26 protein-coding genes and 3 pseudogenes are annotated in these 24,127 nt (G+C 52.2%); 18 read left to right on the forward strand and 11 right to left on the reverse strand.

The window, feature by feature from the left end:
- Positions 1-269: 269 nt before the first annotated feature.
- On the reverse strand, positions 270-1,142 hold the full coding sequence (locus tag K3T83_RS00775) for an IS701 family transposase (protein ID WP_220201105.1): 873 nt from the start codon (positions 1,140-1,142) through the stop codon (positions 270-272).
- Positions 1,096-1,356, reverse strand: coding sequence for a transposase (locus tag K3T83_RS57680; protein ID WP_220208136.1), 261 nt, complete (start codon positions 1,354-1,356; stop codon positions 1,096-1,098). The genes K3T83_RS00775 and K3T83_RS57680 overlap by 47 nt, the downstream gene beginning before the upstream one ends.
- A gap of 192 nt (positions 1,357-1,548) precedes the next feature.
- Between K3T83_RS57680 and K3T83_RS00785 the strand changes: the two genes are divergently transcribed.
- Genes K3T83_RS00785 through K3T83_RS00810 form a run of 6 tightly spaced genes read left to right on the forward strand, consistent with a single transcriptional unit; the run spans position 1,549 to position 5,218 of the window.
- Entirely contained in the window at positions 1,549-1,989 is a 441-nt protein-coding gene (locus K3T83_RS00785; RefSeq protein ID WP_373324567.1) for a tyrosine-type recombinase/integrase, read from the forward strand.
- Positions 1,989-2,780, forward strand: coding sequence for a hypothetical protein (locus tag K3T83_RS00790; RefSeq protein ID WP_220201106.1), 792 nt, complete (start codon positions 1,989-1,991; stop codon positions 2,778-2,780). Before K3T83_RS00785 ends, K3T83_RS00790 begins: the two co-directional genes overlap by 1 nt.
- A complete protein-coding gene (locus K3T83_RS00795; protein WP_220201107.1) occupies positions 2,741-3,070 on the forward strand; it encodes a site-specific integrase in 330 nt (109 codons plus the stop codon). The genes K3T83_RS00790 and K3T83_RS00795 overlap by 40 nt, the downstream gene beginning before the upstream one ends.
- Positions 3,070-3,789: a tyrosine-type recombinase/integrase gene (locus K3T83_RS00800; protein WP_220201108.1), complete on the forward strand. Its 720-nt coding sequence runs from the start codon at positions 3,070-3,072 to the stop codon at positions 3,787-3,789. The genes K3T83_RS00795 and K3T83_RS00800 overlap by 1 nt, the downstream gene beginning before the upstream one ends.
- Positions 3,672-4,577: an alpha/beta fold hydrolase gene (locus tag K3T83_RS00805; protein ID WP_220201109.1), complete on the forward strand. Its 906-nt coding sequence runs from the start codon at positions 3,672-3,674 to the stop codon at positions 4,575-4,577. Before K3T83_RS00800 ends, K3T83_RS00805 begins: the two co-directional genes overlap by 118 nt.
- A 2-nt stretch (positions 4,578-4,579) precedes the next feature.
- Positions 4,580-5,218, forward strand: a complete 639-nt coding sequence (locus tag K3T83_RS00810) for a hypothetical protein (protein WP_220201110.1) — start codon at positions 4,580-4,582, stop codon at positions 5,216-5,218.
- Here the strand turns inward: K3T83_RS00810 and K3T83_RS00815 are convergent.
- Positions 5,195-5,452: a hypothetical protein gene (locus K3T83_RS00815; protein ID WP_220201111.1), complete on the reverse strand. Its 258-nt coding sequence runs from the start codon at positions 5,450-5,452 to the stop codon at positions 5,195-5,197. The genes K3T83_RS00810 and K3T83_RS00815 overlap by 24 nt on opposite strands.
- 305 nt (positions 5,453-5,757) lie before the next feature.
- Between K3T83_RS00815 and K3T83_RS00820 the strand changes: the two genes are divergently transcribed.
- On the forward strand, positions 5,758-6,405 hold the full coding sequence (locus tag K3T83_RS00820; protein ID WP_268963420.1) for an IS5 family transposase: 648 nt from the start codon (positions 5,758-5,760) through the stop codon (positions 6,403-6,405).
- A gap of 155 nt (positions 6,406-6,560) precedes the next feature.
- On the opposite strand, the gene K3T83_RS00825 is transcribed toward K3T83_RS00820, so the two are convergent.
- From K3T83_RS00825 to K3T83_RS00845, 5 genes are all read right to left on the reverse strand, one after another.
- Positions 6,561-7,310 (reverse strand): SDR family NAD(P)-dependent oxidoreductase, encoded by a 750-nt coding sequence (locus K3T83_RS00825; RefSeq protein WP_220201112.1) that lies wholly within the window; start codon positions 7,308-7,310, stop codon positions 6,561-6,563.
- Positions 7,311-7,524: 214 nt separating this feature from the next.
- A complete protein-coding gene (locus tag K3T83_RS00830) occupies positions 7,525-7,926 on the reverse strand; it encodes a transposase (RefSeq protein ID WP_220201113.1) in 402 nt (133 codons plus the stop codon).
- A gap of 138 nt (positions 7,927-8,064) precedes the next feature.
- Positions 8,065-9,234, reverse strand: coding sequence for a hypothetical protein (locus K3T83_RS00835; protein ID WP_236064769.1), 1,170 nt, complete (start codon positions 9,232-9,234; stop codon positions 8,065-8,067).
- Between the two features lie 68 nt (positions 9,235-9,302).
- A complete protein-coding gene (locus tag K3T83_RS00840) occupies positions 9,303-10,130 on the reverse strand; it encodes a MerR family transcriptional regulator (protein WP_220201114.1) in 828 nt (275 codons plus the stop codon).
- A 77-nt stretch (positions 10,131-10,207) separates the two neighbouring features.
- Positions 10,208-10,996, reverse strand: coding sequence for an SDR family NAD(P)-dependent oxidoreductase (locus K3T83_RS00845; RefSeq protein ID WP_220201115.1), 789 nt, complete (start codon positions 10,994-10,996; stop codon positions 10,208-10,210).
- A gap of 1,203 nt (positions 10,997-12,199) precedes the next feature.
- Here K3T83_RS00845 and K3T83_RS00850 point away from each other — a divergent pair.
- The 8 genes and pseudogenes from K3T83_RS00850 (at position 12,200) to K3T83_RS00885 (ending at position 16,190) form a co-directional block, all read left to right on the forward strand.
- Complete coding sequence (locus K3T83_RS00850; protein ID WP_220201116.1) at positions 12,200-12,385, forward strand: type 1 glutamine amidotransferase family protein; 186 nt, start codon at positions 12,200-12,202, stop codon at positions 12,383-12,385.
- Positions 12,357-12,842: a DJ-1/PfpI family protein gene (locus K3T83_RS00855; RefSeq protein ID WP_220201117.1), complete on the forward strand. Its 486-nt coding sequence runs from the start codon at positions 12,357-12,359 to the stop codon at positions 12,840-12,842. The genes K3T83_RS00850 and K3T83_RS00855 overlap by 29 nt, the downstream gene beginning before the upstream one ends.
- 28 nt (positions 12,843-12,870) lie before the next feature.
- Positions 12,871-13,533, forward strand: a pseudogene (locus K3T83_RS00860) (ABC transporter substrate-binding protein); the annotation flags it as partial.
- A gap of 37 nt (positions 13,534-13,570) precedes the next feature.
- Positions 13,571-13,804, forward strand: a pseudogene (locus tag K3T83_RS57685) (iron chelate uptake ABC transporter family permease subunit); the annotation flags it as partial.
- Positions 13,805-13,851: 47 nt separating this feature from the next.
- A pseudogene (locus K3T83_RS56040) lies at positions 13,852-14,646 on the forward strand (ABC transporter ATP-binding protein).
- A gap of 218 nt (positions 14,647-14,864) precedes the next feature.
- Complete coding sequence (locus K3T83_RS00875) at positions 14,865-15,326, forward strand: transposase (RefSeq protein ID WP_220201121.1); 462 nt, start codon at positions 14,865-14,867, stop codon at positions 15,324-15,326.
- A gap of 383 nt (positions 15,327-15,709) precedes the next feature.
- Positions 15,710-15,862, forward strand: coding sequence for a hypothetical protein (locus tag K3T83_RS00880; RefSeq protein WP_220201122.1), 153 nt, complete (start codon positions 15,710-15,712; stop codon positions 15,860-15,862).
- Positions 15,828-16,190 carry a DUF1963 domain-containing protein gene (locus tag K3T83_RS00885; RefSeq protein ID WP_220201123.1) on the forward strand — a complete coding sequence of 121 codons (363 nt, stop codon included), beginning with the start codon at positions 15,828-15,830 and terminating at the stop codon, positions 16,188-16,190. Before K3T83_RS00880 ends, K3T83_RS00885 begins: the two co-directional genes overlap by 35 nt.
- Before the next feature lie 187 nt (positions 16,191-16,377).
- On the opposite strand, the gene K3T83_RS00890 is transcribed toward K3T83_RS00885, so the two are convergent.
- Positions 16,378-17,460 carry a tyrosine-type recombinase/integrase gene (locus tag K3T83_RS00890; protein ID WP_220201124.1) on the reverse strand — a complete coding sequence of 361 codons (1,083 nt, stop codon included), beginning with the start codon at positions 17,458-17,460 and terminating at the stop codon, positions 16,378-16,380.
- Between the two features lie 52 nt (positions 17,461-17,512).
- A complete protein-coding gene (locus tag K3T83_RS00895; RefSeq protein WP_220201125.1) occupies positions 17,513-17,761 on the reverse strand; it encodes a hypothetical protein in 249 nt (82 codons plus the stop codon).
- 661 nt (positions 17,762-18,422) lie between these two features.
- On the opposite strand from K3T83_RS00895, the gene K3T83_RS00900 reads away from it, so the two are divergent.
- Complete coding sequence (locus tag K3T83_RS00900; protein WP_220201126.1) at positions 18,423-19,808, forward strand: outer membrane protein assembly factor BamB family protein; 1,386 nt, start codon at positions 18,423-18,425, stop codon at positions 19,806-19,808.
- 480 nt (positions 19,809-20,288) lie between these two features.
- Here the strand turns inward: K3T83_RS00900 and K3T83_RS00905 are convergent, their stop codons facing one another.
- Positions 20,289-20,468, reverse strand: coding sequence for a hypothetical protein (locus K3T83_RS00905; protein WP_220201127.1), 180 nt, complete (start codon positions 20,466-20,468; stop codon positions 20,289-20,291).
- 429 nt (positions 20,469-20,897) lie between these two features.
- On the opposite strand from K3T83_RS00905, the gene K3T83_RS00910 reads away from it, so the two are divergent.
- Both K3T83_RS00910 and K3T83_RS56045 read left to right on the forward strand, forming a co-directional pair.
- Complete coding sequence (locus tag K3T83_RS00910; RefSeq protein ID WP_220201128.1) at positions 20,898-23,495, forward strand: leucine-rich repeat domain-containing protein; 2,598 nt, start codon at positions 20,898-20,900, stop codon at positions 23,493-23,495.
- A 234-nt stretch (positions 23,496-23,729) separates the two neighbouring features.
- Positions 23,730-24,095, forward strand: coding sequence for a transposase family protein (locus K3T83_RS56045; protein WP_236064770.1), 366 nt, complete (start codon positions 23,730-23,732; stop codon positions 24,093-24,095).
- Positions 24,096-24,127: the final 32 nt, after the last annotated feature.

Consider the following 24,127-nt stretch of genomic DNA (forward strand, 5'->3'; position numbering starts at 1 on the left):
AGTCTTGGACCGTTTGTCGGGTTGCTATGACCATTCTAGAGCAGACAGGGCAACAAAGTCCAGGACATTGCAGGACATGTTCGGACATTTTGCCCAGGACTCAATCGATGTGAACAGTGCTGTAGTACTACTACCGTAGTTACGAAGTATCCAGTAGGCAAGAGCCAGCATATTGAGGCCATTTGCGATGCCGATAATGGCATAGTCTGGCCCGATAGCATTTCCGTCGCCGCCAAGCCGACCAGGCTAGCATTATCTGTGCTGAGCGATTAACCAGAGGCAAGGCTACTGCCAGCAAGCGCCGCACCTCTGGCACAGTCAACGCCTCCATCTGATCGCTCGCCGTTTTTTTCTCTAGCCTGCTCGGTGGTCAGCCAGGTGTGAGCCATCAGAGCCAACGTCAGATGCCGATACCAACTGTGATAATGACGCACTTCGTACTGGTCAAAGCCTACCTCTCCTTTCGCTTCCTCAATGCATTGCTCCACAGTGTAGCGCGTTCCCGCTACCAGAGCCAGCGTCGAGAGCGGAACAGCTAAGGGAGCAAAGGCGAAATAATAGGTAATCTCGTCAGGGCTGCTGATCGAGCGGCGAGAAAGCCTCCACACTTCTGGTCCAGGCAAATCCTCGTAGCTTTCGATGACTCGCACCCGCACCCAGTCGTAGAGTCGTGGCCCTTTCGCTCCGGTTCCGACGCTTAGCCGTTTCCACTGTCTCTTGGGCAAGGCAGCAATCACCTGGGCGACCGTTTGTGGTTTGGTTGCCCCTGTGGCTAAGCGCACGGCACGTCGAGGACGCCCTCCTGTCTGCACCTCGGGATCAAGCAATGCAGGCCGCTCGGTCCACACCCTCATGACTGAGGTGACCGCTAGCACATACCATTTGCCTGCCCCCTCGATAAGTTTGCGCAGATGAGGGGAGCAACCGTAAACGCTGTCTCCAGTCACCCACTGCATCGGCACTTCCATCTGCCAAGCATGCTCAAGCATCTCGCCGCCTTGCTCCGGCTTGCTCTGAAACTTCACCGCTTCTGGCACTTTCGCACGGCTGAGCCGCTCTTCATCAGTACACCACTCTTCGGGCAAGAACAAGCGCCTATCGAGAAAGACATGCCCCTGACTGCTGCTGTAAGTCAGCAACATCGCCAGCCTTCCAATTTTCCAGCTTGCCTACCGCTCCGCAATACTGCTTAGCCACCCCAACAGAAGCATTCCCTTTCTTGGGAATGCCAGTCTCATCCAGCACGCCAATGCCCGTCTCTTCCCCGAAGTGCTCAATGATGAACTGCTGGAGCCGATCTCGCGCTGCTTTAGCATCGAAGGCGGGCCCGATAGAGCAGCCGTTGCATCCGGTCAGGCGTGCTGTCTGTGAGTTGCTCGGCTAACTGCCAGCTCGTTTTGCGTTCCAAAGGGGCCAGCAGGCCGCGCAGATACTTGCGGGCTTGCTGGCGCGTTTCGCTGCGCACAAAGAGATCATCGAAGCGGGAACAAAACGCTGCAAAGGATTCGATCCAACGAGGATGTCCAGTATGGCCGTCGGCGTGTCATCATTCGTTACCGCACAGATCATCCCAAAGGAGTGCGAACGAAATCAAGGCACGAGCGTGTCGTGGATCTCCATGAACCAGAAACGCTGGCTACCTTGAGCAAGTATATGCTCCATAAGCGCCCCACGGATACGAACGAAACCTGCATTTTCCTTGTCGGAGGAAAAGGGAAACGGCGATGTGAGCCGCTGGGGTATCATGCGCTCGTGAAACTCTTCACACGTCATTGTGAACGAATAGGTATCCGAGAAGCCTGGATGACGCCACATTCGCTTCGTCATACCCACGCGACCCGCATGTTTGAGCAAGGAATGAGAGAATTAACCCTCCAAAAGCGTTTAGGCCATGCCTCTCCAGATTCAACGAGAGTTTACACACGAGTCTCTGACCCAATCGTCGTGGCTGAATATCGTCAGGCCCTTGGATATGAGGAGGAAAAGTAATGGCCTTTTCTGAAGTTTCTCCTCAGCCTCTCCCTGGTTGGCAGCACCGCAGCACTGAAAGTTACAAGCGCTTCCTTCGCCAATGCATGGGGGAAAGTGATGGAGTGCGCCATGCACTCAAATGGCAAGCACTCTTTCAGAAAACCTATCCAGATCTCCGGGCCTGGTTCAGTGCGCCACTTGCTGAGCGTGTTGGTCGTGTCTATGATGATTCCTCATGGATCATTGTGAGCGAGGCTTCCCACCATGCCCGCCTTTACCTTGTCTTTCTGGTTTTGCAAGGGGAGATCCGTTTAGATTGGGATTGGTTACTTGCTGTCTCAACACTGAGGATCTGGGGACGATTGAAGCAAGCCAGAATTGATCTTGATTTGCCGCTTTTAACCGAAGAAGCAGTACAACTTGGGTATCAGCATCGCAATGCCTACGAATCGCTTCGTTGGACACTGAGCAGACTGTTCCTTCATACCGGAGCAACCCGCGCTGCACAAATAACAGAGCAAAATGTGGCAGACTTGTCAAAAGCAGTTCAGTCTTTCAAAACAAGAAGTGACCTCCTTCAATTTTATGAGTCAAAAGAGCAATATGACATGCTCGCCCAGGACTATCAGGGCTGCTTGTCTTTGCTTCAGGTTGTGCTTTACCATCGTGGTCAGGTGAGGTCGGAGCCACGAAAGCGTCTTCCCTACGGTGAAAAAGAGGCGATTGCTCAACCGGAAATGCCACATTTGCAGGCCACGCTTGCTCTAATGTGGCTGGACGACAAATCACCGATCGTCCAGCCACATTAGAGCATTTTCAGGTCGGATTACGTCGCTTCATGCAGTGGCTTGCGCGATTCACTCCAGACCTTGAGAGTTTTGCTGAGATTACCCGTGAGCAGGTTTTGGCCTATGCTGCTTTTCTCGAAACAGAGGTGAGCCCTCAGACAGGAAGACCACTGGCGGTCTGGACCAGGCGCAATTATCTGGCCGCAGTCAAACTGTTTTTTCAACAAGGGGCCGAGTGGCAATGGGAGGATATGCCGGATCGTCCTTTGTTACTTGACAGCGATCAGCCAAAGATGAGTTGTTTCCCTTAATGGAGGCCATTCGCGAAATCTCCTGCCCGTATCAGCGAGCTGCGTTGTTGATCGCCCGCTGGAGCGGAGCTCGTCGTGATGAGATTGCGCGGTTGCCTTTGTCCTGCCTCGATTCGTATCCTGATGGAACGCCACGCTTGCATATTCCAGCCGGAAAAATGAAGCGTGAGCGGATTGTCCCCCTCAACGAAGAGGCAGCGCACGCTATCCAGGCAGTGCAAGCGATCCGGCAGCGTGAACGAGATCGAGGGTTTCGGGATACACAAACAGGCGTACTGACTCGCTACTTGTTCGTTCGTCGGGGGAGACGTCTTTCTTGCGACTATCTCTTTGCCTATGCGCTGGGGGAAGTGTGCCAAACCACTGGCCTCGTCACTCCAGACAAGCATCCGACCATCACCGCGCATCGTTTTCGGCATACTGTGGGAACCCAATTAGCTGAGCGAGGAGCACGCACGCGAACCATTATGAACATCCTGGGGTATTCGACGGCAAGTATGTCCATGATTTACGCTCACATCAGCGACCAGGAGGTGCTTCACGACTATCAGGCCGTTCTTGGCCCTGGCGCGAACACTCTTCTCCTAGAGGAAGTATACATATGGACTCTTTCCTTCCTTTCAACCAGGTCATGCCTCGACCAACTCATGAGGGACTCCTGCACCTTCCTGGCGTTTCATTATTCGTTCGTCGGTTTGGGACTGCTGGCCCACCAGTGATCCTTATCCACGGAGGACCCGACTGGGATCAGAGTTATTTCTTTCCTTTCCTTGCCCCTCTCGCACACTCTTGCCGCTTGATCGCCTTTGATCTGCGAGGGTGTGGCCGCTCGCACAAATTCGGCGACCCGCAACACTATCATATCGATCTGGTCGTGGAAGATCTTGCTCAACTTCTGGCTAGTTTGCATCTTGAGCGCGCGACTCTCCTCGGTTTCTCCTATGGAGGTCGCGTAGCGTTGCGTTTTCTCGACCGCTACCCCTCCAAAGTGAGTAAGCTCATCCTGGCATCGAGCACAGCCTATGATCACTTTGCAGACGAATTGGAACAATGGGATGAGTATCAAAGCCGCTATCCCCAAGCCCTCCGAGAGCAAGTCTCTGCCCTCTGGGGTGCATCAAGTCCTTCGCCAGAGCAGCGAACAAGACAGCTTGCAGAATTGACGCTTCCCCTCAACATCTATCATCTTGAGCTGCTTCCATTGGTCAGACAGGTCATTGATCAGATCGACTTTTCTGGAGAATGGATGCAGGCATGGCAAGCAGGGAGGCTGCGTGGAGTACAACACAGTGACTATGCACAGCGTTTCGCGGCGCTGGGCACGCCGTTGCTGATCTTACATGGCGAGAAGGATATGGGCTTTCCCGTTGCTGTGGCGAAACGTCTGGCGGAGCAGGTGCCAGGCGCTCTATTGACCATTTTGCCTCAAACCGGCCATGTTGCCCACATTGAGGCAACAGAAGCGTGGAACACGGCTATTCTTCAATTTCTTTTCAAGGATGAGTAAACATGGACAAGCATGCAGTCAACGAGCCGAGAGGAAATCCCCGCGCAGATGTGGCTCACATTGCCTCTGAGGTCATTGCCCAGTATCGTCGCCTCGGAGGCGTTGGGTTCGCCTATGGGCAGGGATCGGTGTTCACAGGCTTCTCAGAGGATGCAGACCTCGACATCAATCTCGTGTGGGATCGTCCCTGCCCACCTCCACGCCAGGAGCGCCCGGTGGCGCTCCTGTGTGACGCGTTGCATGAACCGGTCCAATTTGACACAGCATCCTTGGCGCTCGACAAACTCTGGGTCGATGGCCGTCAAGTGGATGTGGTCCATCACTCAAAGGAGACGTTCGAGCAGATGCTTGAGCAAGTCCGATGTGGTGATGGCTGGCAAGAATCCATCTGGCCTTTGCCGCTGTTCGCTGTTGCCGGGTTCTTCTATGGGGTCTTGCTCGACGATGCTTATGGCGAGGGGGCTCAGGCGCACGCAACGCTTGCGCAGTTCCCCGAAGTCTTAGTTCGCAAGACGCATGAGGCGCTCTCGGGCAACTTTCCTTTCTACCAGGGCGAACTGACAGCGTGCGCTCGGCGTGAGGATGGCTGGTTGTTCCACGAGCTATTAGGCAAGCTTCTACGAGACACCTATATTGCCTAGTTCGCTGCCGAAGAGCGTTACTGTCCATATCTGAAGAGGATTCACCTCTGGATTGAGCGGCTCCATCTGGACACGCAGATCGCTGAGATAGAACAGAGGATCTGGCACGTCCCCAAACTGCAACCAAAACTTGAATTGGTGACCACGATGGTAAAGAACGTCCTTCAGGTGAAGACGGCACGTGAGCGTTGAGGTGACGTGCTCATATTTGAGGCGCAAAGTCGGTTGCGTCATTTACCACCAAACGAAAAAGCATCTTGAGAAACGTCAGCAAGTCCAGGATACGCGTAAAATTCTATCATGAGGACGGAATGCTCAAACCTCCACTGGTCTCCTTATGATAAATTTTTGCACTTATTCTGGGATTACTTCTACACATCTGGTTATCAGGCGTGAAAACGAAATTGCCCCCATCTCCCGCTGTGCCTGCTCTAAGGTATATTGCCAGTGATAGTTCATGGGTAAGGATTTACGTTCTACGTCATTTTCCATATATTATGCCTATTTTGCATCTTTTTATCCAGACGGGTTTTAGTCCAATGGGTAGGTCAGGTATGTGTCAAGAAGGTCTTGGCGAGGTTTCAACGGTGTTCTATCATTTTCGCCGCTTGCGCCTCAAAGGAACCTGGACACTCTTGCTGCGAGCGCTTCACCGAGCCGAGCGCGAACGGCAAGGAAGAAACCCGCATCCCAGTGCAGCCATTATAGACATCCAAAGCGTGAAAACCGTTGAGGAATCGACTGGGATCTGCGGTTTTGATGCCCACAAGCACGTTAAGGGGCGTAAGCGACACCTCCTGATGGATATCTTGGGGATGCCGCTTTCGATCTATGTGACGGATGCTGATATGCACGATACTCGAGGGGCTCGCTGCCTGTTGGCCGGACTGAAATACTTCGTGCCGCGCCTCATCAAAATTTTGGCAGACGCCGCCTACCGAGAACAGGAGCTGGCCGACTGGTGCAAAATAGAGGGCGGTTGGGAGCTCGAAGTCGTAGAACGCGCTCCTGGCCAGCGTGGCTTCAGCATTCAACCGCGGAGATGGGTCGTGGAGCGAACGTTTGGGTGGCTTTCTCGCTCTCGACGCTTGAGTAAAGATTATGAGCGGAAGGTGCAAACGAGCGAAACCCTCATCCAAGTGGCGATGATTCGGTTGCTGCTTGCCCAGTTCAGGAGGAGGACGTGACGAGAACTCACCTGGCTTGAAGAAACCTAATGGAAGAGGCCACGAGCCTCGACAGTCCTTGAGGATGCCTGTTTCCAGTCAGCCTGAGCGCAGTAGCTCATCAGCGAGCTTGCTCACGACCTCGCTCATGTTGTCCCACTGCTTCACGCTCACCTTTAGTCGAGTATGCGTGCAGGTTGGCCGCCCCAGAGAACTACCACGCGACCGGAGGCACGCTCGTTCTCGATCAGCGCAACGATTTCTTGACACAGCTGGCTCAGTGGGACGCGCGGGGGCATGTGGGTACGTTCGGTCTCGCTCATGGCGGCCAATTCTTGCAGAGCACGTTCGGTCTCGACCCAATCGGGGACGATGCAGTTGATCCGAATATTACTCGTCTTGTGAAGGCGCGCCAGGCAACTCGTGGCGCGGATTAGCCCTGCCTTGGCAGCAGCATACTCGGGTGACTGGTAGTCACTGAGTCCTAGTCCAGCGGTTGAGCCAATGTTGATAACTGCTCCGCTACCCTGGCGGCTCATGGGGACTAGGGCGAGCTGTGTGGCAAGCAGCGGCGCACGCAGATTGAGGTCAAGGATCTTGCTCCACTGCGGCGGGCTCGCCTCTGGGAAGTGCGGCGGAATGTGGCCTCCACCTCCCGCATTGTTGATCAAGATATCGAGGCGGCCGAAGGCGTCAACAGCGAAATCAATGATCTGCTGGACTTGGGAGTCACTGGTGATATCTGCCTCTCGGAACTCCGCCCGACCGGCAGCCTGCTGAATTCGGCGCAACGTCTCTGCGCCTTCTCTCGCGTTGATGTCGGTCAGCACGACCGCGACTCCAGCGCTCGCGAGCCGTTCGCTGATCGCTCGGCCTATGCCAACGGCTGCCCCGGTGACAATGGCCACCTTGTTCTGTATGTCCATGTCTCTTCCCTCCATCTAGAATACCCTATTTTATGCTCACTGGAGGCAGTATACTCTGACATCATGACATCTCCTGTCATATTTTCCTGGTGATGCTCAGAATGGAAAGGGAGAGCAATCGAGAGGTGCGTGGACTTGAGATGTGCTGATGTCTTACTACGACATTCTCAAACATGAGTCATCCCAAACTTGATACCGTTGGCGAACCCTCAAACTAGCTCGCCAATGCAACAGAAGCTAAGGCCGCGAAGCGCGAGACACGCGTTTTCGCGGCCTTTTTCCCTGCAAGATGAGCATCGAGACGAACGAGATTGAGGGCAAGTGCAGTGAAGAGATGTTGCAAGCTCGTTTTTGCCAACCCCAAGTAGAGGGTTCGGCGCAGACCCATTGTTCGCACCGCCTGGGAATGAACTCCTTCAATGCCTGAGCGTCCTGCATAGAGCTTTTGAAACGCGTCTGTCTGTTGTCGCTTGCGGGCTTGCTGTAAGACCTCATACTCCGCTTGCCGACGCAGAGTCAGATGCCTAGGGGCTGTGGCGGAACGCGTACAGAGGGAACGAGTAGGACAAGCCCGACAATCATCCCACGGGGTGCGCAACGAGCTAAGCTCAAGCAAAGATGAATGCAGAAACCCTCATCGGCCTTGCCTCAGAACAAAAGTCGAGAAGAGCAGTGATAATCGAATCGGAACAATGTAAAAAAGGCGGTCAAGCCAGACATCATCGAGGCAAGAAATAAAGTCTGTGGCGATTGGTTAGGCGGTGGCGAGGAGATCAAAGCCAAAGGAGGAGGCAAAAGTGGCAGGCAGTCCGTGAAGCGTGATGAAAAGTCGGGGAGCATCCGATGGACGGGCATTGCGCGTCAAGCGTTGCTCCCAGGACAGACGCCAATGCGCACGCTCTGCACAGGTTAAGACCGCCTCAGAGGATATCGTGGTGGATGAGCGCATAGGTATGGTGACGTTTTCCGTTAAGCTTATCGTTTCGCTGCGGATCACTTTCAACCATCTTCGCTGGAGAGCACATCGCGGTCCAGTTGAGGTCAAAGGAACGGCTGGGCAATCGTACAAGGCTCGTATCATCCCGCTTTCCGGGTGAGTGCTGACGTGGTCTGGAGCACGGAGTAGACGTTGCCGGACGATGTCCAGATCCAACAGGTGGTAGGCACGACTTCTGGCAATCACGCCCAGATCAGCGAAGAGCACATCGAGGAGCGGAGCTGCATCGCCATACAGGCCATCCAGCCGAAGCAGGATAGAGGAGGTGGGAAGCCCAAGACGTGTCGCATAGCTGGTGATTACTTGAATAGCTCGCCGCAGTTCGCCTCTGTAATCCCCGTTGCCAGACCCGCCAAACGTGCCGAGAAATTGATGCGTATGCGCCTGGAGGATCACCGTCCGGGAGCGAACAACCTCTCCCCGCTTGCGGCCCTGATAGCCCGGCGCGCACACCTGATCAAACCGGCGATGGGGTGCAGGCAAGGCGTCCGTTGGCGGAAGCGCTCGTTGGCGGGCCGCTTGTCGTGTCCCATCCACATCCACCACTGTCCATTGCTTTTCCATCCGGTCGAACAGACCGCTGGGGGAAGCGAACGGGTTGCGGGCCAGCACATCCTCTTGAAAGCACGCGCGCAGGGCTTCTACTGCGCTCTGATCGAGAGCGGAAAGAAAGCGAGAAAGGGTCGAGCGATGGGGCAATTGATTGCGGCCAAACAGGGCCATAAACGGCTTGGCAAACGGAGCGAGCCGTTCGTAAAAAGCCTTCAGCGTCGGCTCGCCAGACACCATATAGCCGATCAGAACGACGATGAAATCGATCACGTCGTAGGTGCCAAAGCGGGCACAGGCGAAACGCGCCTCTTCCTGGATGGTTTTCAGGATACCAGTATGCGTAAGTACCTGAGCAAAAGCTGCCGCCTCTCCCATCCAGGACGGCAGGCATGGCAGGTCTGGATTCCGGCGTGATCTGGATCGTTACCATCTCGCACGACAGTTCATGGCACTTTCTCGACCGGGAACTGGATCTCGGTGAGCGCGTTGTCAAGATTTTCTTCCCGGCGCAGACGAATCTTGCGGCGTGGTCCAACGATGCTGTAAGCATTGTTTTCCATCCAGGTTCCCAGCGCTTGATAGGCCGAGAGCACCAGCGCGGGATGCCCATGATGGAGCGTACTGACCATGCGAGGAACAGCTGGGAGTGTGCACCGCGTCAGCCGTCCCTCACTCCGTGTGATCAGCGTCTCGGCGTCTCTACCGTCAACAGGTGCGACCATCTCCACGGAACCTGGGGTACACTCGCCCTCACTCTCAACATGAAGGACGAGCAGATGATCGATGGGTGTGACCCCGTAGCGCTTCAGCATGGCGTCGAGGGCAGAGGTCCAGTACGCCTGATCTGGCGTATCAGGCGTTTTCAGGTGCAATGAGACCCCTGTGATTGGCCTGACCGCTTTGAGCACGACTTCATAGGTCGGCAGACCACTGCCTTGCTCAAGGGAGCGCAGGCGTGCTTCGATGCGCTCCAGTTGCTCCTGTTCCGCCTGGATCTGCTGCTGCAGTTGTGCCTGTCTGAGCCGCAGCATCCCTTGCAAGGTCTGAGGCGAAAGGCCTTCGGAGAGAAGCTCGGCGATCTGTGTGAGTCCCAGCCCAAGCTCTTTGAACGCCAGAATGCGATGCAGGTGCGGCAACTGATCCATTGTGTAGTACCGATAGCCGGTTTCAGGATCGACAGAGATCGGCTTGAGGAGTTCGATCTCGTCGTAGTAGCGCAGGGTGGCCATCGACACCTCGGCCAGCCTAGCAAAATCGCGAATCTTTAACATCTCATCTCTTCCTGTTGTACATGCTCACTCTAGAGAAAGCCAGAGTTTGCAGTCGGGGGCTCTCTCATCGGGAAGAGCTAGCCAATTCCCTCCACAATCGCTCTGCTCTGCGGATGCTCCGCGCTCCATTCAGACGCGATCAAGCGACGACCGGTGAGTTCTCGCGAAGTGTCGGAGGCGAGAAACACCGCCGGAGCCTGCATGATCTCCGGCTGCAGCAGACGCGCCCGCAGATCTGCGGGCGTCTCATCGGGGAGCAAACCAGTATTGGTCGGGCCACCCGGCAGCAGAACATTGACACGAATATGCGCTTCGATCAGCTCCTGGGCCCAGATGGCCGAGGCAGACTCAAGTGTCGCCTTCGACGGCCCATAGGGAGAAAACCCGCGCCGCTTCATCGTGTCATAACTCACACTGACGTTAATGATGCTCCCCTCGCGCTGCTGCTGAAGCCAATGTGTCACCAGAGCACGAGCCATATAGAATGGCCCGTTGACATTCGTTTCTACGATCATTCGCCAGACTGCAGGCTCGACTTCCCAAAAGCGAGTTGGCTCCGTCACAAAAGAATCTCTGACAGACTTCATGCCTCGACCGGCGTTATTGACCAGGATATCGACATGCCCAAAGCGGCCGATGGTCTGCTCCACCACCTCTTCACATGCCTCTGGATTCGCCACATCGGCGAGCTTGGCCAACACACGCTCAGACCACTCCTGCTTGGCGAGTTGATCGAGTTCGGTTTGTCCATGTGCAGCCGTGATCGAAACCTTCGCCCCTTCTTGCAAGTATGCCTCCGCAATCGCACGTCCTATCCCTCGCCCAGCCCCGGTCACAATCGCGACCTTTCCCTCAAGCTTTCCCATTTCGGTTGCTCCTTTTTTGTTTCTCTCATACAAACGATCAGCACGTTTCAGCCACAAGTCGACAAAAAACGACTGACGCAAGGACATCTTATTACGTCAAATCATAGTGCCATTGTTGCGTCAGAGAAAGCCAACGTTTCCATCCTGCTCATTTGCAGAGAGGTGAACAGCTCTTGTCACCAGCATACAACGTTCAGGTAGGGTGAAAGTCAAGAGGTTTTCCTCTGACTTTTTTGGGGGAAGATTACGCCACTTTTTTTGTCCAATTTGAGTGTGCGCCCTTTTCAAATATCATATGACGAGGTGTCCATCGGTCCTCACCTTGACACGCGGGTCTTACAAGTCTATGCCCTAAGCGTCTTCAGAACATTTCTTGTGTTTCCAACAGGCTCTTGTTCCTTGAGGCTTTCGCCATCGGGTGAGTTGGATGACCCAAAGGTCTTTCTTCCGAACCTTTCTCCCCTCCGAGGAGGATCTGACTACTGATGATGTGGCGCACACTTCGAGCAGTCTAGCTCCTACCATAGGACGCAGGTCTGGCCGCACATACCCTCGTTGCGTCTCGCAGGAATTGCGGCTTTACCAACATGCTCTTTTCCCTTTAGCCTCTCGGTATCCGGTAAGTTGATTGATCTTAGAAACTTCCTCTAAGTTTCATGTGCCGATTGCATCGGCGATAGGCTGCTACGTGCCATGGCGTACATGATCGAAATCGGCGTCGATCAACTCCAACCTCAGACAATATTTCCAGTCTCATAGGGTAGTGCAAGGATTCGCACGAAAATGGACCATTTACGGCATTTTTGCTCGATGATAGTAGCTCTGTGCGACACTCTTCATATTAGCACAAGGGTAATAGGTTTTCGACCGACAAAAAGGTTCATTCCTCCTTACTGCTTTTCCCTTCAATGATGAGTCGATGTATCAACATGCGTGTGTTGATACATCGACTCATCATTGAAGGGAAAAGCAGTAGCTATACTCCTCTACCTCCCTAGGGTTTTTAAAGGAAGTATGAGATCTTTTCCTAAAAAAGCCGCGAAGAAAAATAAGGATGTCTCCGAATGGATGGGGAGAGTCCTTTCAATTAAAATCCTTGCAGATCTTTTCTGCAAGATACTCTCACCTTTGAGGCTCCTCTGTGCAGGAAGAATCTGGCAGAAATAATCTCTGCACAGAAAAACTACGGAAAAGGATATTCCTATGCAGATTGCTATTGTCCTCTATGATGGCCTCACCGCGCTTGATGCGATTGGTCCGTATGAGGTGTTGAGCTGTCTTCCTGACGTCAGTGTCTGCTTCATCGCGGAAACAGTGGGACCTCAACGCACTGATACCCAGACCCTCGCGCTTGTCGCGGATGCATCTCTCAGAGGTTCTCCATCCTGATATCTTTCTTATTCCTGGTGGAAATGCTGGCACGTTGGCCGCTGCCCAGAATGAGCAGATTGTGACCTGGGTACGGGAAGCGCATAAGACTTCGCGCTGGAGCACCTCTGTCTGTACGGGCGCATTCGTCCTTGGTGCGGCAGGCGTGTTAGAGGGTAAACGCGCCACGACGTACTGGAGTTCCGGCCCGCACCTCCAACACCAGTGGGGAGCCACCTTTGTGGCTGAGTGTTATGTGCAGGATGGAAAAATTCTCACCGCTGCGGGCGTTTCAGCCGGAATCGATATGGCCCTCTTTCTCGCCAGCCAATTGACCGATGAAGAGACGGCTCAGGCTATTCAACTTGCCCTGGAGTATGATCCTCAGCCCCCGTTTGACCCAGGGGCACCGCAGAAAGCTTCTCCCTCCATCGTTGCACGCGCTCTCCACCTGCTTCAAAGCGGGAAGCGACGCTAACACCGCTTTTAGAAAGGAAACGGCTTCTATGACTTTTCGCCTGACTTCTCATCAGCCACGCTTCATCGTATGGGGTCTTTTTGTACTCTTGCTCCTTGGGCTGTTCGCTGCCTGTGGGACTTCACCCAACCAACCATCCTCGTCAGGTGCACAGGGGCTTGCCTATCAACCCGTTACGATCCAGAACTGTGGGCAGACGCTTACCTTCACCAAACCACCAACCCGTGTCATCTCAACCTGGCAGATGACGACCGATATCTTGCTTGATCTCGGCTTGGGAAACCGTATTGTTGGGGTCTATGCTGAAACACTCTATCAAGCAGAACCCGCCTTTCAAGCACAATACACTCGCCTCCAAGATCATGGAGGCGATATGGTACATGCACCATCGAAGGAGCTGGTTCTGAGTACTCATCCCGATTTGGTGTTCGCAGCCTATCCTGCGGGTGATTTTCTGGCTTCCTCTGGAGAGGTCACTCAGGACCAATTCAAAGCACAAGGGGCTCAGATCTATGGGATGAGTGGGGAATGTTCAGGGGATTCCACGCAGGTGCAGGCGACGAGTGTGTATGATGATATTCTCAATATTGGGCGTATCTTTGGTGTTCAGACGCGAGCACAACGAGTGGTGAATGGGATGAAACAGCGTATTGAGACCGTCCAGAAACGTGTTGCCTCACTCACACCTACTACGGTGATCGCTCTGCCCAATTTCTCATCAACGCAGAATGATCCCCCATATCGCACGTGTGTTTGTTGGAGCCAACCATCGCCGCCTCTTGCCACTCGTTGCCCTGGGAGGAGCAGTGTATCTGATGTTGGTAGATCTGCTGGGACGCATGCTGATTGCTCCAGAAGAGATACCAGTAGGCATCATGACCGCTGCGTTGGGAGGTCCATTTTTCCTTTACTTGCTCAGTAGACGAGACAAACCTGCGAGGAGAGGAGAGCTTGAAGGATGAATAGTATAGAGAGAAGAACAAGCCAACAAGAAAGCTATGAGATGGGTATGCACCTGGAAACGCGAGGTGTGGTCGTCGAGCTTACCGGACGACGTATTGTGCGTGAAGTGAATCTGCGCCTTGAGGCTGGTGAGATTGTGGGGCTGCTCGGCCTCAATAGGGGCGGCAAATCGACCATGCTACGCACCATCTATCGGATGATACGGCCCCTTGCGGGAGAAATCCTGCTCCACGGGGACGACGTATGGAAACTCAGCGCCCGTGAGAGCGCCCGCCGGACTGGCGTAGTCGTGCAGGAATCATCCACTGATTTTCTTTTCACCGTCCGCGAAATTGTTCACATGGGCCGTACCCCTCAGAAAAGGATGTTTGAAAGGGAGACGCGATAGGATGAACAGATCGTGATGCAAGCACTTGAGCGAGTACACATGCTCAACTTCGCGGAACGCGATTATATGACGCTTTCGGGTGGAGAGAAGCAGCGTGTGCTGGTTGCACGTGCGCTGGCCCAACAGCCACAACTCTTCGTCCTCGACGAGCCGACCAATCACTTGGACATTCATCATCAATTAGAACTGCTTGAACTTATACACGAACTTGGCATGACGACGCTGCTGACGCTGCACGACCTCAACCTCGCTGCCACCTATTGTCATCGCCTTTATTTGCTTGCTGGAGGAAAAATCGTTGCTCATGGAACCCCAGAGAAGGCTCTGACGCCTGAGCTCATCCAGCAGGTGTTTTATGTCCGTGCAGCCATTGGGAAACACCCACTCACTGGAGGAATGCAACTTTCTCTCATTCCTTTGCCAGAGGTCTCTGCTCTTCAAAAGAAACTGTGAGAGCAATGAGAATGGAGAGAAGATGATCATTCTGATAGAAATAAGTCATGGGACAGCCTGTCACCGGTCTGTGTCTTTTATTACACCTAATAGCCTCAGCCTGTTGAAAAACACAAGCGAGCAGTAATAGTAAGATGCACTGCAAAATTCATTTTCTGATATAATATCACAAAACGAGTGTGCTCAGTGTTTCTAGAGAGAAAGGAAATCGCCTTGTTATGATGGGAAGTAAAGCACGCATTTTTACTCCTGTTTCTGCTCTCTCCTTAGATGATCTTGTTCCCGCTGATCATTTCTACCGTCATCTGGATCGGGTGTTGGATCTCTCGTTTGTTCGCGAGTTGGTGAAAGAGACGTATGCCACTGGAGGTCGCCCATCCATTGATCTGGTCGTCTTCTTTAAATTGCAGCTAGTGATGTTTTTTGAAGATATTCGGTCTGAGCGTTTGCTCATGCGCCTAGTTGCCGACAAGCTGAACGTGCGGTGGTATATCGGATATAACCTGGATGAACCGTTACCCGATCATTCCAGCCTCACTCGTATCCACCAACGATTTGGCTTGGTGATCTTTCGGCGATTTTTTGAAGCCATTGTCGAACAATGTCGCCAGGCCAAGTTGATCTGGGGCAAGGAACTCTACAGCCTGTTGAAAAAGTCTCCCATAGATGAGTATACCTGACAATAACCCTCCCATTTACGCTCAGGTTTCACGTGCCACTGATAAAATGATGAGATTACTTGGACTTTTTCAACAGGCTGTTTCGTTTGTTGCGACAAACCGCAGCGTTTGATAACCCTCCAAGACTGCAGGTGCAGGGTCAAGTTGATTGCTCAAGCTGAGACAAAAGTCCTGGCAAGACAAGAACGTTTTCCCTTTGCGTTCCTTGCTCCTGGAAGAAGAAGAAAGAAGCTCATGCGCACCCGATGAGCAAGCTCGGCTCGCCTTCGGGGAGGAGGCGCGCGTCGCCTAGGCCTGGGCTGCTGGTGAAAAAGAAGACACAGAGGAGCACGCGAGAGGTCGTGTTTCCTATGAACCACCATGTGAAAGGAGTCTCCATTTCGATGGAAACGATGGAAAACCAGATAAGAACCCTGATCCGTGCCAGTCGTCTCTCGTGCATCGCCGACGAGATAGAAGCGTTGCTGCGCCCAAGCATCAGGATCATGTGCCAGAGGGTCGATGAGTCTAAGTTGGCACTGGGGCCTCCAAGCTAGGGGGCTACCGGATCTGCCACCGGGACTGGAATGGCCCGCCTATGAGGGCAGACCGTTCAAGCTGCTGGCTCAGATTCGCCTTGCTGATGTCGCCCCCTACGATCTCGCCCATGAATTGCCACCGACAGGCATGCTCTCTTTTTTCCTCGACAGCTCGCCTGAGGCCTATCCTTACATATCAAAAGAGAACCAGCGCGTGATTTACTATGATGGCGATCTCTCCCAGCTTCGCCGCAGGTCTGCTCCTGCCGCAGAAAACTTCCGTTTCACCCCCCGCACTCTGACGTTCTCCTCGCGGCTCATGCTTCCACCTTCCCGCTTCTTATGAAGAGAATCTGGACGAGTATCTGAAGGAAGAAACCGCGGAAGTTCTCGAGGAGGACGATCCAGATCTGAAGACGTATGAGCAGCTCACTGAGCAGCATCAGTTAAGGCAGTGGAGCAATCATAGTGACTACAGTCGATAGGCCAATGCCACTCAGGCGACTCAGAGGGAAAGGCGTTTGTTAGGGCGTTCATCCTTCGACCTCCTCCAATGTGGCTGCAATCCATGCCTCAAAATCTTCCATCTGGGAGGCCACTGCTGCCGAAATATCGCGCCCACTCATATGAATGTAGAGGCGGGTTGTGTCGAGTGACTTGTGAGCAGCGTATTCGGCGATGATATGTTCTGCAATGCCACAGCGGGCCATATGGGTCAATCTCAAGTGATGCAAGGTATGCGGATGGAATTGTGGAAGATTCGCACGACGTGCGATAGAGCGCATGACTTTGTTGATCATCTCCGGTGTCAGACCAGAAGCTCGGTTGCGGTCGGACTCGGAAAGAAACAATCGACCCAACCCAGGCTTGATCTGGCGGCGGCGCTCCAGATAGGCTCGCAAACGAGTAGCTGTTGCCTGGGTAAAAAGGACCAATCGTCCAGAACTGGTTTTACAGGTCTCTGGGCGCAGTGTGACTTCTCGATGTGCCCAGTCGATATCTGTCATCTCCAGTAGAGCCAGCTCCTCACGACGTAACGCACTGTCATACATGAGTAAAAATAGAGCTTGATTGCGCAAGGATTCGCACGAGAGCGCAGCCAGTAATCTCTTGAATTGCTCGTCAGACGGTATCCAGGGTTGGCGTGCTGGTTTACGTCGCACCAGCGGTCGCTCATTGGCAGAATTCCTGTTTCTGCCGACTGAGAAATGGCTACTGCGCGTGTATTTACCACGACCAACGGGATTTCTAGCCTGCTTGCCTGTTTCCACAAGATGATCGTAGTACAGGCGAGCTGCTGTCAGGCGAAGCTGAATCGTTTGGTCAGAGAGACCACTTCCTGAGTGGAGATGAATGATTTGTTGCCCATGTGAGTTGGGACGCTTTACTAAATCCTGGACGTAGGCGGCCAGGTCAACTTTCGTCGCTGTTTCTACAACAAGAGGAGGGTCATGCTGCTCACAGAAGTGGAGGAAATCTTCAAGGCTCCTGCCGTATGCTTCAATCGTCCGTGGGCTGAGTTGTCGATTTGCTTGTAATTGAAACCATTCTTGGGCAGATGGCAGAACCGCAATACGTGGGAAGATCTCCCAGCGGATGCTTCCTGACGGGTCCATTATGCGACTTCTTTCACGAAAAGCTGAGAGGAGCAAAGGGAGCAGGTAAGTGCTACGAGTGCTTGAGCGCGATTTTGCGCATTAAAGCTTCTATCCCAACTCCCAAATTGAGCAAACGCCCTCCTACTTCTTGATGAATGTGTTCTGCTTCGGTAGCATAGAGCAGATTCGCCCTGAATGCCTCGAAGGAATATTTTCGGCTCGACATGAGTGTGGGAACTTCTGCCAGTTCCTCTCGTCCTGGCTCTAGTATACCTGAGTTTTGCAGTGTATTCCAAATAATCTGTATTGCATCGCGCATGAGACGAGGCTATTCGTTTGAAGTTATCCGCGCAAAAATCTTGCTGACTGGTAGCCTGTGCACACAGCCTCGCCCCAAGTATGGCGTTTCTCATGAAGCAGCCTCCATTTCTAAAAAGAGCACATAGACGGGCTGACAGAAAAACGTTATGAATATCATCAGGAGTAACCACCGGGCCAAACTTGCGGAAAGTGTTGACGAAGCGAAACAGGTCAGAAAGGGGCGAAGATCCCGCATGGGTTCCGAAAAGACGCATGATGGTGCATTTTCCACTGAGTACTTCCTTACAAGAATGAGAAATCTTCTCATCACCCGCGCCTGTCTGGCTTGATATGATTTCGTCAAGCGATCTTCTTCCGTAGAGTTCTCCTCAGTAGGAGGGCGGAGATGTCGAGGTGCTCTGCATGCAGGCCGATCTGTGAGGGAAGTCACAGCTTTTTTGTGATCTTTTCTCTATACTCTCTCCAGCATCTCTGTACGGGAGCGGTGTTCACAACGGTTGAATCCTGGACCAGACTGTCGGGAAAATGTCAGTAGATGTCGTGGCCTTTGTTCCCCTGCCTGTGTAGAATGGGAACAGCGACCCGGCAAACCGTTCCAGATTTCGGAATAGCGCTGTAAGCAGAGAGAATCGCCAAGAACAGAAACTCTGGAGAAGTCTATGAAACAGCAAGAAGACCTTTTTCTCAGACATCCGCTTTGGCGAGATCTATTTCCCGTAAGCGTAGCCATGCTGATAGCATCCTTGATCATCAGCAGCCTATCAGCATGCGTGGGACAGGGTGCAGGCGTTCCCACACCCACCATACGGCCAGGTCTCACTCCCTCACCCACACGGAGCCTGAAACTCGCAGGACCAGACGCTGGTCTCTATATAGCCGATGAAACGAGTACAGCCGTCTACAAAGTTGATTATCGGAGCGGGAAAGTGCTCTGGAAATATCAGTTCAGGCTGAAACACCCCTCAAGTTTTGGACCGTATGCCCTCACGAATTACCTTCTTGTGCAGCAGGGGTACGTGTTTATCGAGTCGCAGAATGAAGTGGTCTATGCTCTTAACGCTGCCACGGGTCATCTCGCATGGTCATATGTCTTCGGCAACAATGTTGATCTGGTACGTGGTCAGGTAAACCCACCTGTTCTGGATCACGGTATACTCTTTATTCCAGGTCTGGAGTACCTGCCCGACAAGACAAACCCTCGGAACCTGTCCAAATTTCCGCAGGATCGTCTCTACCTGTTTGATGCCCAGACCGGGAAGCTTCTCAAGACCTATCAGATTGTGAGAGGTTTCACTATCAATGATGGTGTGCTCTATACCTCTGATGACGAAGGAGGACCGATCCAGGCGATAAACCTGAAGAACGGTCAGGTGCTCTGGCAGAAAATCATCCCAGGTGAGTTCTTCATGGCTCCCTTTTTACTGAAGAACAGGGTCTATCTTCGCGCGAATAATCAGTACTTTCCCGTCTCCAATCATAAGATCCTCAACCGATATAAGAGTTCCCTTTACGCCTTTGATGCCACAACCGGACAGCAATTCTGGCATTCTCCGGGCACGATCAGTAGTGGTCCAGTCTTCGACTTCCCAATTTCGGAGGAGACCATCGTCTCTGGTGTGATTGGCGAGGGTATCTCTGCCTATGATGCAGCTACTGGTCATCTGCGCTGGAGTCGAAAGATGCCTTTCACTGGGGATCTGCATGCTGAAGGAAACACTCTCTATATGACATTCGATCCAGCCGGAGCGAATGAGACCTGGGGATATCCGCCGAGCGATCCCTTTGTGCCAGGGATCATGAGCCTGAACGCCGCGACAGGCTCTCTCATCTGGCAGAAAATGATTATCACCCAACTTGCAGGAGACCTGCATAGTGACTCGATTCTAGGATTCCTTGTCCACAAGAGTATTCTCTATATCCAGCGGAGCACTCAGGTCAAGGACCATCAGACGTACACGAACTGGACGACGGCGATGGACCCAGGGGGAAAAGTCCTCTGGCAAATCAATCTTGGGGGATTTGCTGATGGAGTGCTTGTCCCCTGAGGGCAATGCTGCAGAAGAAAGGGTGAGGTTTCTCCATCACCCCCTTTTTCCTCTGAAAACTAGATACGAGAGACAAAAATCTCTCCCCCAAGATCTGCAGCCTCTTTATCAATGGTTCAGATGATGAAAGAACACTTAGGCAAGCATCGTCTCTGCTTTCGGCTGCAAGATAACGGTATTGCCTAGATGTTCCAATTGTAGGTTCTCATCAATCCTGTCTTCCCGCGCCCACCATTCTTGTCCTTCCACGTTCAGAAGGATCGTCTTCCTCTGGCAGATGAGACAAAGTGAAAAGGTTTGATATGAAAAAAGATGCACCGTCACCGAAAATACCCAACGGTTCATTCACTCAGACCGTAGGGCAGAGACACTATTTGTGGGAAGATGGTCAGTTCCTCAGAGGATGTGTGAAAGCAAAAGACAAGAATTCTGGGATTTTATAAGAGGTTGAAGAAAGGCAATGACACCAATTTTGAGATCCTACAAATTCCCGCCTGGCAGTTCTACCACTGTAATCTGCCCCTGCAAGTTCATCGCCACAAAGTGGTTCGGCGTTCCGCCCTGTTCATGGCCGACGTAATGATCCTCCTGCGTGGTCCGTGGATACCCGTAGCGCGCATCGTCCGCTGTCTTCATCGCCCAGGGCACCACCACCGTCACTATGCATCACCTGAATCGCCTCCTGCGGCTCAGAGGCTCACGCTCGACGAGGAGACACTGGACCACTTGTGCGAACAGTTCCTCCAGTGCCTCAGACAGCGCTTCTACACCCGCATCCCGACTGTCATCGGTCCACTCTTTGTCGTCTAATCATCCAGATGGCTTCCTTGTAAATTTTGGAATTCCGTCGCGCTTACACACTTTTGGTGATGTCCACTCGTTTGAAATATTCTTTGCTTCCAATCGTGCTACAGAGAAAATACGCTGAGAGAAGGATAGTTTGAAGAGTATGGAAGCAGTACAGCCCATGTGCCATTACTCCTACAGCCAGCACTATTTATTTCCATATCCGCCTGCATCTGCGAGAATAGATATACAAGAGGAAACATGTTTATCATCCCTTACCGCACAACAAAGGTACTAAAGAAAATGAATTTTTCCACATCCCTCCCAAATATCAGCGATCCGCAGACGCAAGAAGCCATCCTAGCAGCCATCCCCCAACTCACAGAGCAAGAGCGCGAACAGCTTATCAACCAGATTCTACAAGAAGGCAATCGCAAGAGCAAGCAAAGTATCAGGCTCGACTTCCTAGCAGCCGCATGCCTCGATCTCATAGACACGCCCACAAGCAGCATCGTACAAGCCGTAAGCGCACAACTCAACAGATGGCTACCACCTACAAATAGCCGTAACGCCGACACACTCGCCGAACAAGCAGGCACATTAGCCATCAAGCCTCTCATCGACTGGCTCAGTGCAAATGGCACCCAACAGGAAAAACAACGTTCGTTCTGCCTACGCACCCTTCTACATATTCCCGGCTTACTCTCTTTACAAGCACTGCATACCTACCTGCAAAACACAAATACACCCTTCACCATCGAAGATGCACTTCGTTACTGGAAAATGGCACGCGACCCCGATGGATATGGCCAATATATCCTGGCCCTCGTCTTTGAGCAGCGAGGCGTAACACACTTGCGGCTACTCAAACCCTCTGACATGCGCGGTTTGCAATACCTGACCATGCTCGAAAGTCTGTACCTTGACCACTATGGTGGCCTGCATGATCTCACTCCACTGGCAGGTTTGAGCAGCCTCAAATACTTGTACATGCCAAAATGTAAAAGGGTCGTTGACCTTTCACCACTCGCGACACTCAGCAATTTAGAGGTACTCGACATCACCAAGTGCAGCGCCATTCAAAGCCTTGCACCATTACGCAATCTCCGCAAGCTACGCGAAATACATATGCAAGAATGCACACAAATCAATGATATAAGTGGACTCGTCAATAAACCCAATCTTGTTGAGCTAACATTACACACACTCAAGAACCTGGAAAGCATTCCTACAGTCGTTGGTCTCACAGGACTCAAACGGCTGACGATCAGATACCTGCACAAACTGAAAGATATTCGTGGCCTCGGCGACCTGGCACAGCTTGACTTGTTGGAGATTGACGAGTGTTCTAAATTGAAAGACCTCCAACCCTTAGCAAACCTCCCACGGCTCCAAGAGATCAGAATACGCCACTGTTCCCGCATCACAAACCTTCGCCCACTCACCTCTATCGCGACACTCACAACATTCCGCATCCAGACCATCAATGTTAAAGGCATGGTACAATGGAGCCAGTTACAGCAGTTGCGCAGCCTCGAAGTGATCGCAGAGGATTACTTCACCGATCTTCAAGAGTTTGGATGCATCCCTCACCTGGAAGAATTACGGTTTCACAACAATCAAACATCCGACTTTAGTACCAATCCTCAACATTACAACAGATGGACAACGAATAATGTAAATATTGAGAGCTTTAGCGGCATTGAGCAGGCCACACATCTCAAGTCATTCATCTATAAAGCTGGCAATGACAATACGACGCCAATGGACTTTAGCCCGCTATGCGCCCTACCCAATCTGACTAAATTGGAATTGAGCAATATACACGTCCAAAACCTTGACGTGCTGGCTGATCTTCAGCAATTAGAAATACTCCGGCTTGAGAATTTTCACCAGCTAGCCAGTCTACAAGGGTTGAGTAATCTTCCAGCCCTGCGTCAATTGAGTTTTTCCCAGTGTTCTGTGCCAGACCTCAATCCCATTCGCACATGTCCCAACCTGAAAACCCTTGAGTTTGAGCTGACGGATAACCCCCTTGACCTAGCACCTTTACACGCGTTACCTGCTCTGCAAGAACTCATGGTTAGCTTCTACGTCCAGGGCAGCTTTTTGAATATTGAGAGCTTGCAAGGCCAGCCAACACTACGTAAACTCGATTTGCGTGGCACTCAATTACCGAATACCTCCGTCCTGGCTACTCTACCAGCCCTCGAACAGCTCGATATGCATATTCATGAGATCGCTTTGCACACTTTCGCATCTCTGCCAACGCTCACGAGTCTGTGCATAGACGGTGATACCGTCACTGATTTAATCTTCTTAAAGAACTTTCCACTCCTTCAATCGCTTACAATACATCAGCAGTCCAATCTTCTGAGCTTGCAGGGTATAGAACATCTCCAACAATTGCAACATTTAGATTGTAATGGAGTCCATAGCTTGCAAGATGTTAGCGCTCTAGCAATGCTAACCAATCTACGCACACTCTCGCTCAGTGGAGCAAGAAATGTAAGGGACATAAGCCCACTCAGCGGCTTGACCCAACTAGAAGCGCTCAACTTGAACCATTGTGAAGTCGAAGACCTGACCCCTTTACGGTCACTCACACACCTACGCCAACTCTACCTTTTTGGATGCCGCGATAAAGACCTGTCCCCATTAGCAGGGCTTATAGAGCTTGAGAAAATCGAGTACTTCACGCCTAGTGAAGACCTTACACCATTGTTACATCTGCCCAAACTCCGCCATGTTAGCCTTGTTAGACTTGCTCTCTTATACGCCGACGTACATACTGGCTTGATGCAGCTCTTTGCCAGGCCAGAGATTCATTTTATTCTTGGTTACGAGCATCATCTTTGCAGATACGATGATTTCAGCAAGGAAATTGCCCGCTGGCTTTAACAGAGTCGTATGAGTGCAATAATACTCTTGAACAAAATAATCCCGATATCAGGACCTTAAAATTATATCACGGTTAATTAGTTCAAGAGCATTATTGCACCCATATGTCACTCGCGGAATAAATTGGATCTGGCTCACCCTTGGTGATTCAGGTTGTTTGCTTGCATATATCAATTAATCGGAATATGCTTCTTCATGGGTAAAGGGCCTTGAAGAAGGAAGGTCCGAAAAAAGATGGAAGTGAAGCAAGTAGCAGCCCTCCCGGAGAGGCTAGAAGTCACGGATGCTGAGATGAGTAAGGACATGTTTACTATCACAGCAGTTTCTCTCCAAGCACATCCAGCTTGTCCGCTCTGTGGAGAGCTTGCCACGCGGGTCCATAGCTACTATACTCGCAAGGTCGCAGATCTGCCGATGGGCGGGCTGGGCGGCTTTTCCTGGATAGACGTACTTCTTACGTTTGCGCCGGGCTGCAATGCCATACTTGTGCATAACACGTTTGACTCGGTTCTTGCCCGTGTGAAGCAAGGCTGCAAGCTTCCGGTGACCCATCGTATCGTCCCGCTCGTGCAGCGCTTCAAAATGAATTTTTTGCGGTAACAACCGAGGCATTTCTTTTTTTAGAGCAGCAG

Source organism: Reticulibacter mediterranei (assembly GCF_016587455.1).

Coding starts and splice junctions, on each gene's coding strand:
- K3T83_RS00775 (WP_220201105.1), bottom strand. CDS start 1,142: ATGTTGCTGACTTACAGCAGCAGTCAGGGGCATGTCTTTCTCGATAGG.
- K3T83_RS00790 (WP_220201106.1), top strand. CDS start 1,989: ATGGCCTTTTCTGAAGTTTCTCCTCAGCCTCTCCCTGGTTGGCAGCAC.
- K3T83_RS00800 (WP_220201108.1), top strand. CDS start 3,070: ATGGAGGCCATTCGCGAAATCTCCTGCCCGTATCAGCGAGCTGCGTTG.
- K3T83_RS00805 (WP_220201109.1), top strand. CDS start 3,672: ATGGACTCTTTCCTTCCTTTCAACCAGGTCATGCCTCGACCAACTCAT.
- K3T83_RS00810 (WP_220201110.1), top strand. CDS start 4,580: ATGGACAAGCATGCAGTCAACGAGCCGAGAGGAAATCCCCGCGCAGAT.
- K3T83_RS00815 (WP_220201111.1), bottom strand. CDS start 5,452: ATGACGCAACCGACTTTGCGCCTCAAATATGAGCACGTCACCTCAACG.
- K3T83_RS00820 (WP_268963420.1), top strand. CDS start 5,758: ATGGGTAGGTCAGGTATGTGTCAAGAAGGTCTTGGCGAGGTTTCAACG.
- K3T83_RS00825 (WP_220201112.1), bottom strand. CDS start 7,310: ATGGACATACAGAACAAGGTGGCCATTGTCACCGGGGCAGCCGTTGGC.
- K3T83_RS00835 (WP_236064769.1), bottom strand. CDS start 9,234: ATGGGAGAGGCGGCAGCTTTTGCTCAGGTACTTACGCATACTGGTATC.
- K3T83_RS00840 (WP_220201114.1), bottom strand. CDS start 10,130: ATGTTAAAGATTCGCGATTTTGCTAGGCTGGCCGAGGTGTCGATGGCC.
- K3T83_RS00845 (WP_220201115.1), bottom strand. CDS start 10,996: ATGGGAAAGCTTGAGGGAAAGGTCGCGATTGTGACCGGGGCTGGGCGA.
- K3T83_RS00850 (WP_220201116.1), top strand. CDS start 12,200: ATGCAGATTGCTATTGTCCTCTATGATGGCCTCACCGCGCTTGATGCG.
- K3T83_RS00855 (WP_220201117.1), top strand. CDS start 12,357: ATGCATCTCTCAGAGGTTCTCCATCCTGATATCTTTCTTATTCCTGGT.
- K3T83_RS00875 (WP_220201121.1), top strand. CDS start 14,865: ATGATGGGAAGTAAAGCACGCATTTTTACTCCTGTTTCTGCTCTCTCC.
- K3T83_RS00880 (WP_220201122.1), top strand. CDS start 15,710: ATGGAAACGATGGAAAACCAGATAAGAACCCTGATCCGTGCCAGTCGT.
- K3T83_RS00885 (WP_220201123.1), top strand. CDS start 15,828: ATGAGTCTAAGTTGGCACTGGGGCCTCCAAGCTAGGGGGCTACCGGAT.
- K3T83_RS00890 (WP_220201124.1), bottom strand. CDS start 17,460: ATGGACCCGTCAGGAAGCATCCGCTGGGAGATCTTCCCACGTATTGCG.
- K3T83_RS00895 (WP_220201125.1), bottom strand. CDS start 17,761: ATGCGCGATGCAATACAGATTATTTGGAATACACTGCAAAACTCAGGT.
- K3T83_RS00900 (WP_220201126.1), top strand. CDS start 18,423: ATGAAACAGCAAGAAGACCTTTTTCTCAGACATCCGCTTTGGCGAGAT.
- K3T83_RS00910 (WP_220201128.1), top strand. CDS start 20,898: ATGAATTTTTCCACATCCCTCCCAAATATCAGCGATCCGCAGACGCAA.
- K3T83_RS56045 (WP_236064770.1), top strand. CDS start 23,730: ATGGAAGTGAAGCAAGTAGCAGCCCTCCCGGAGAGGCTAGAAGTCACG.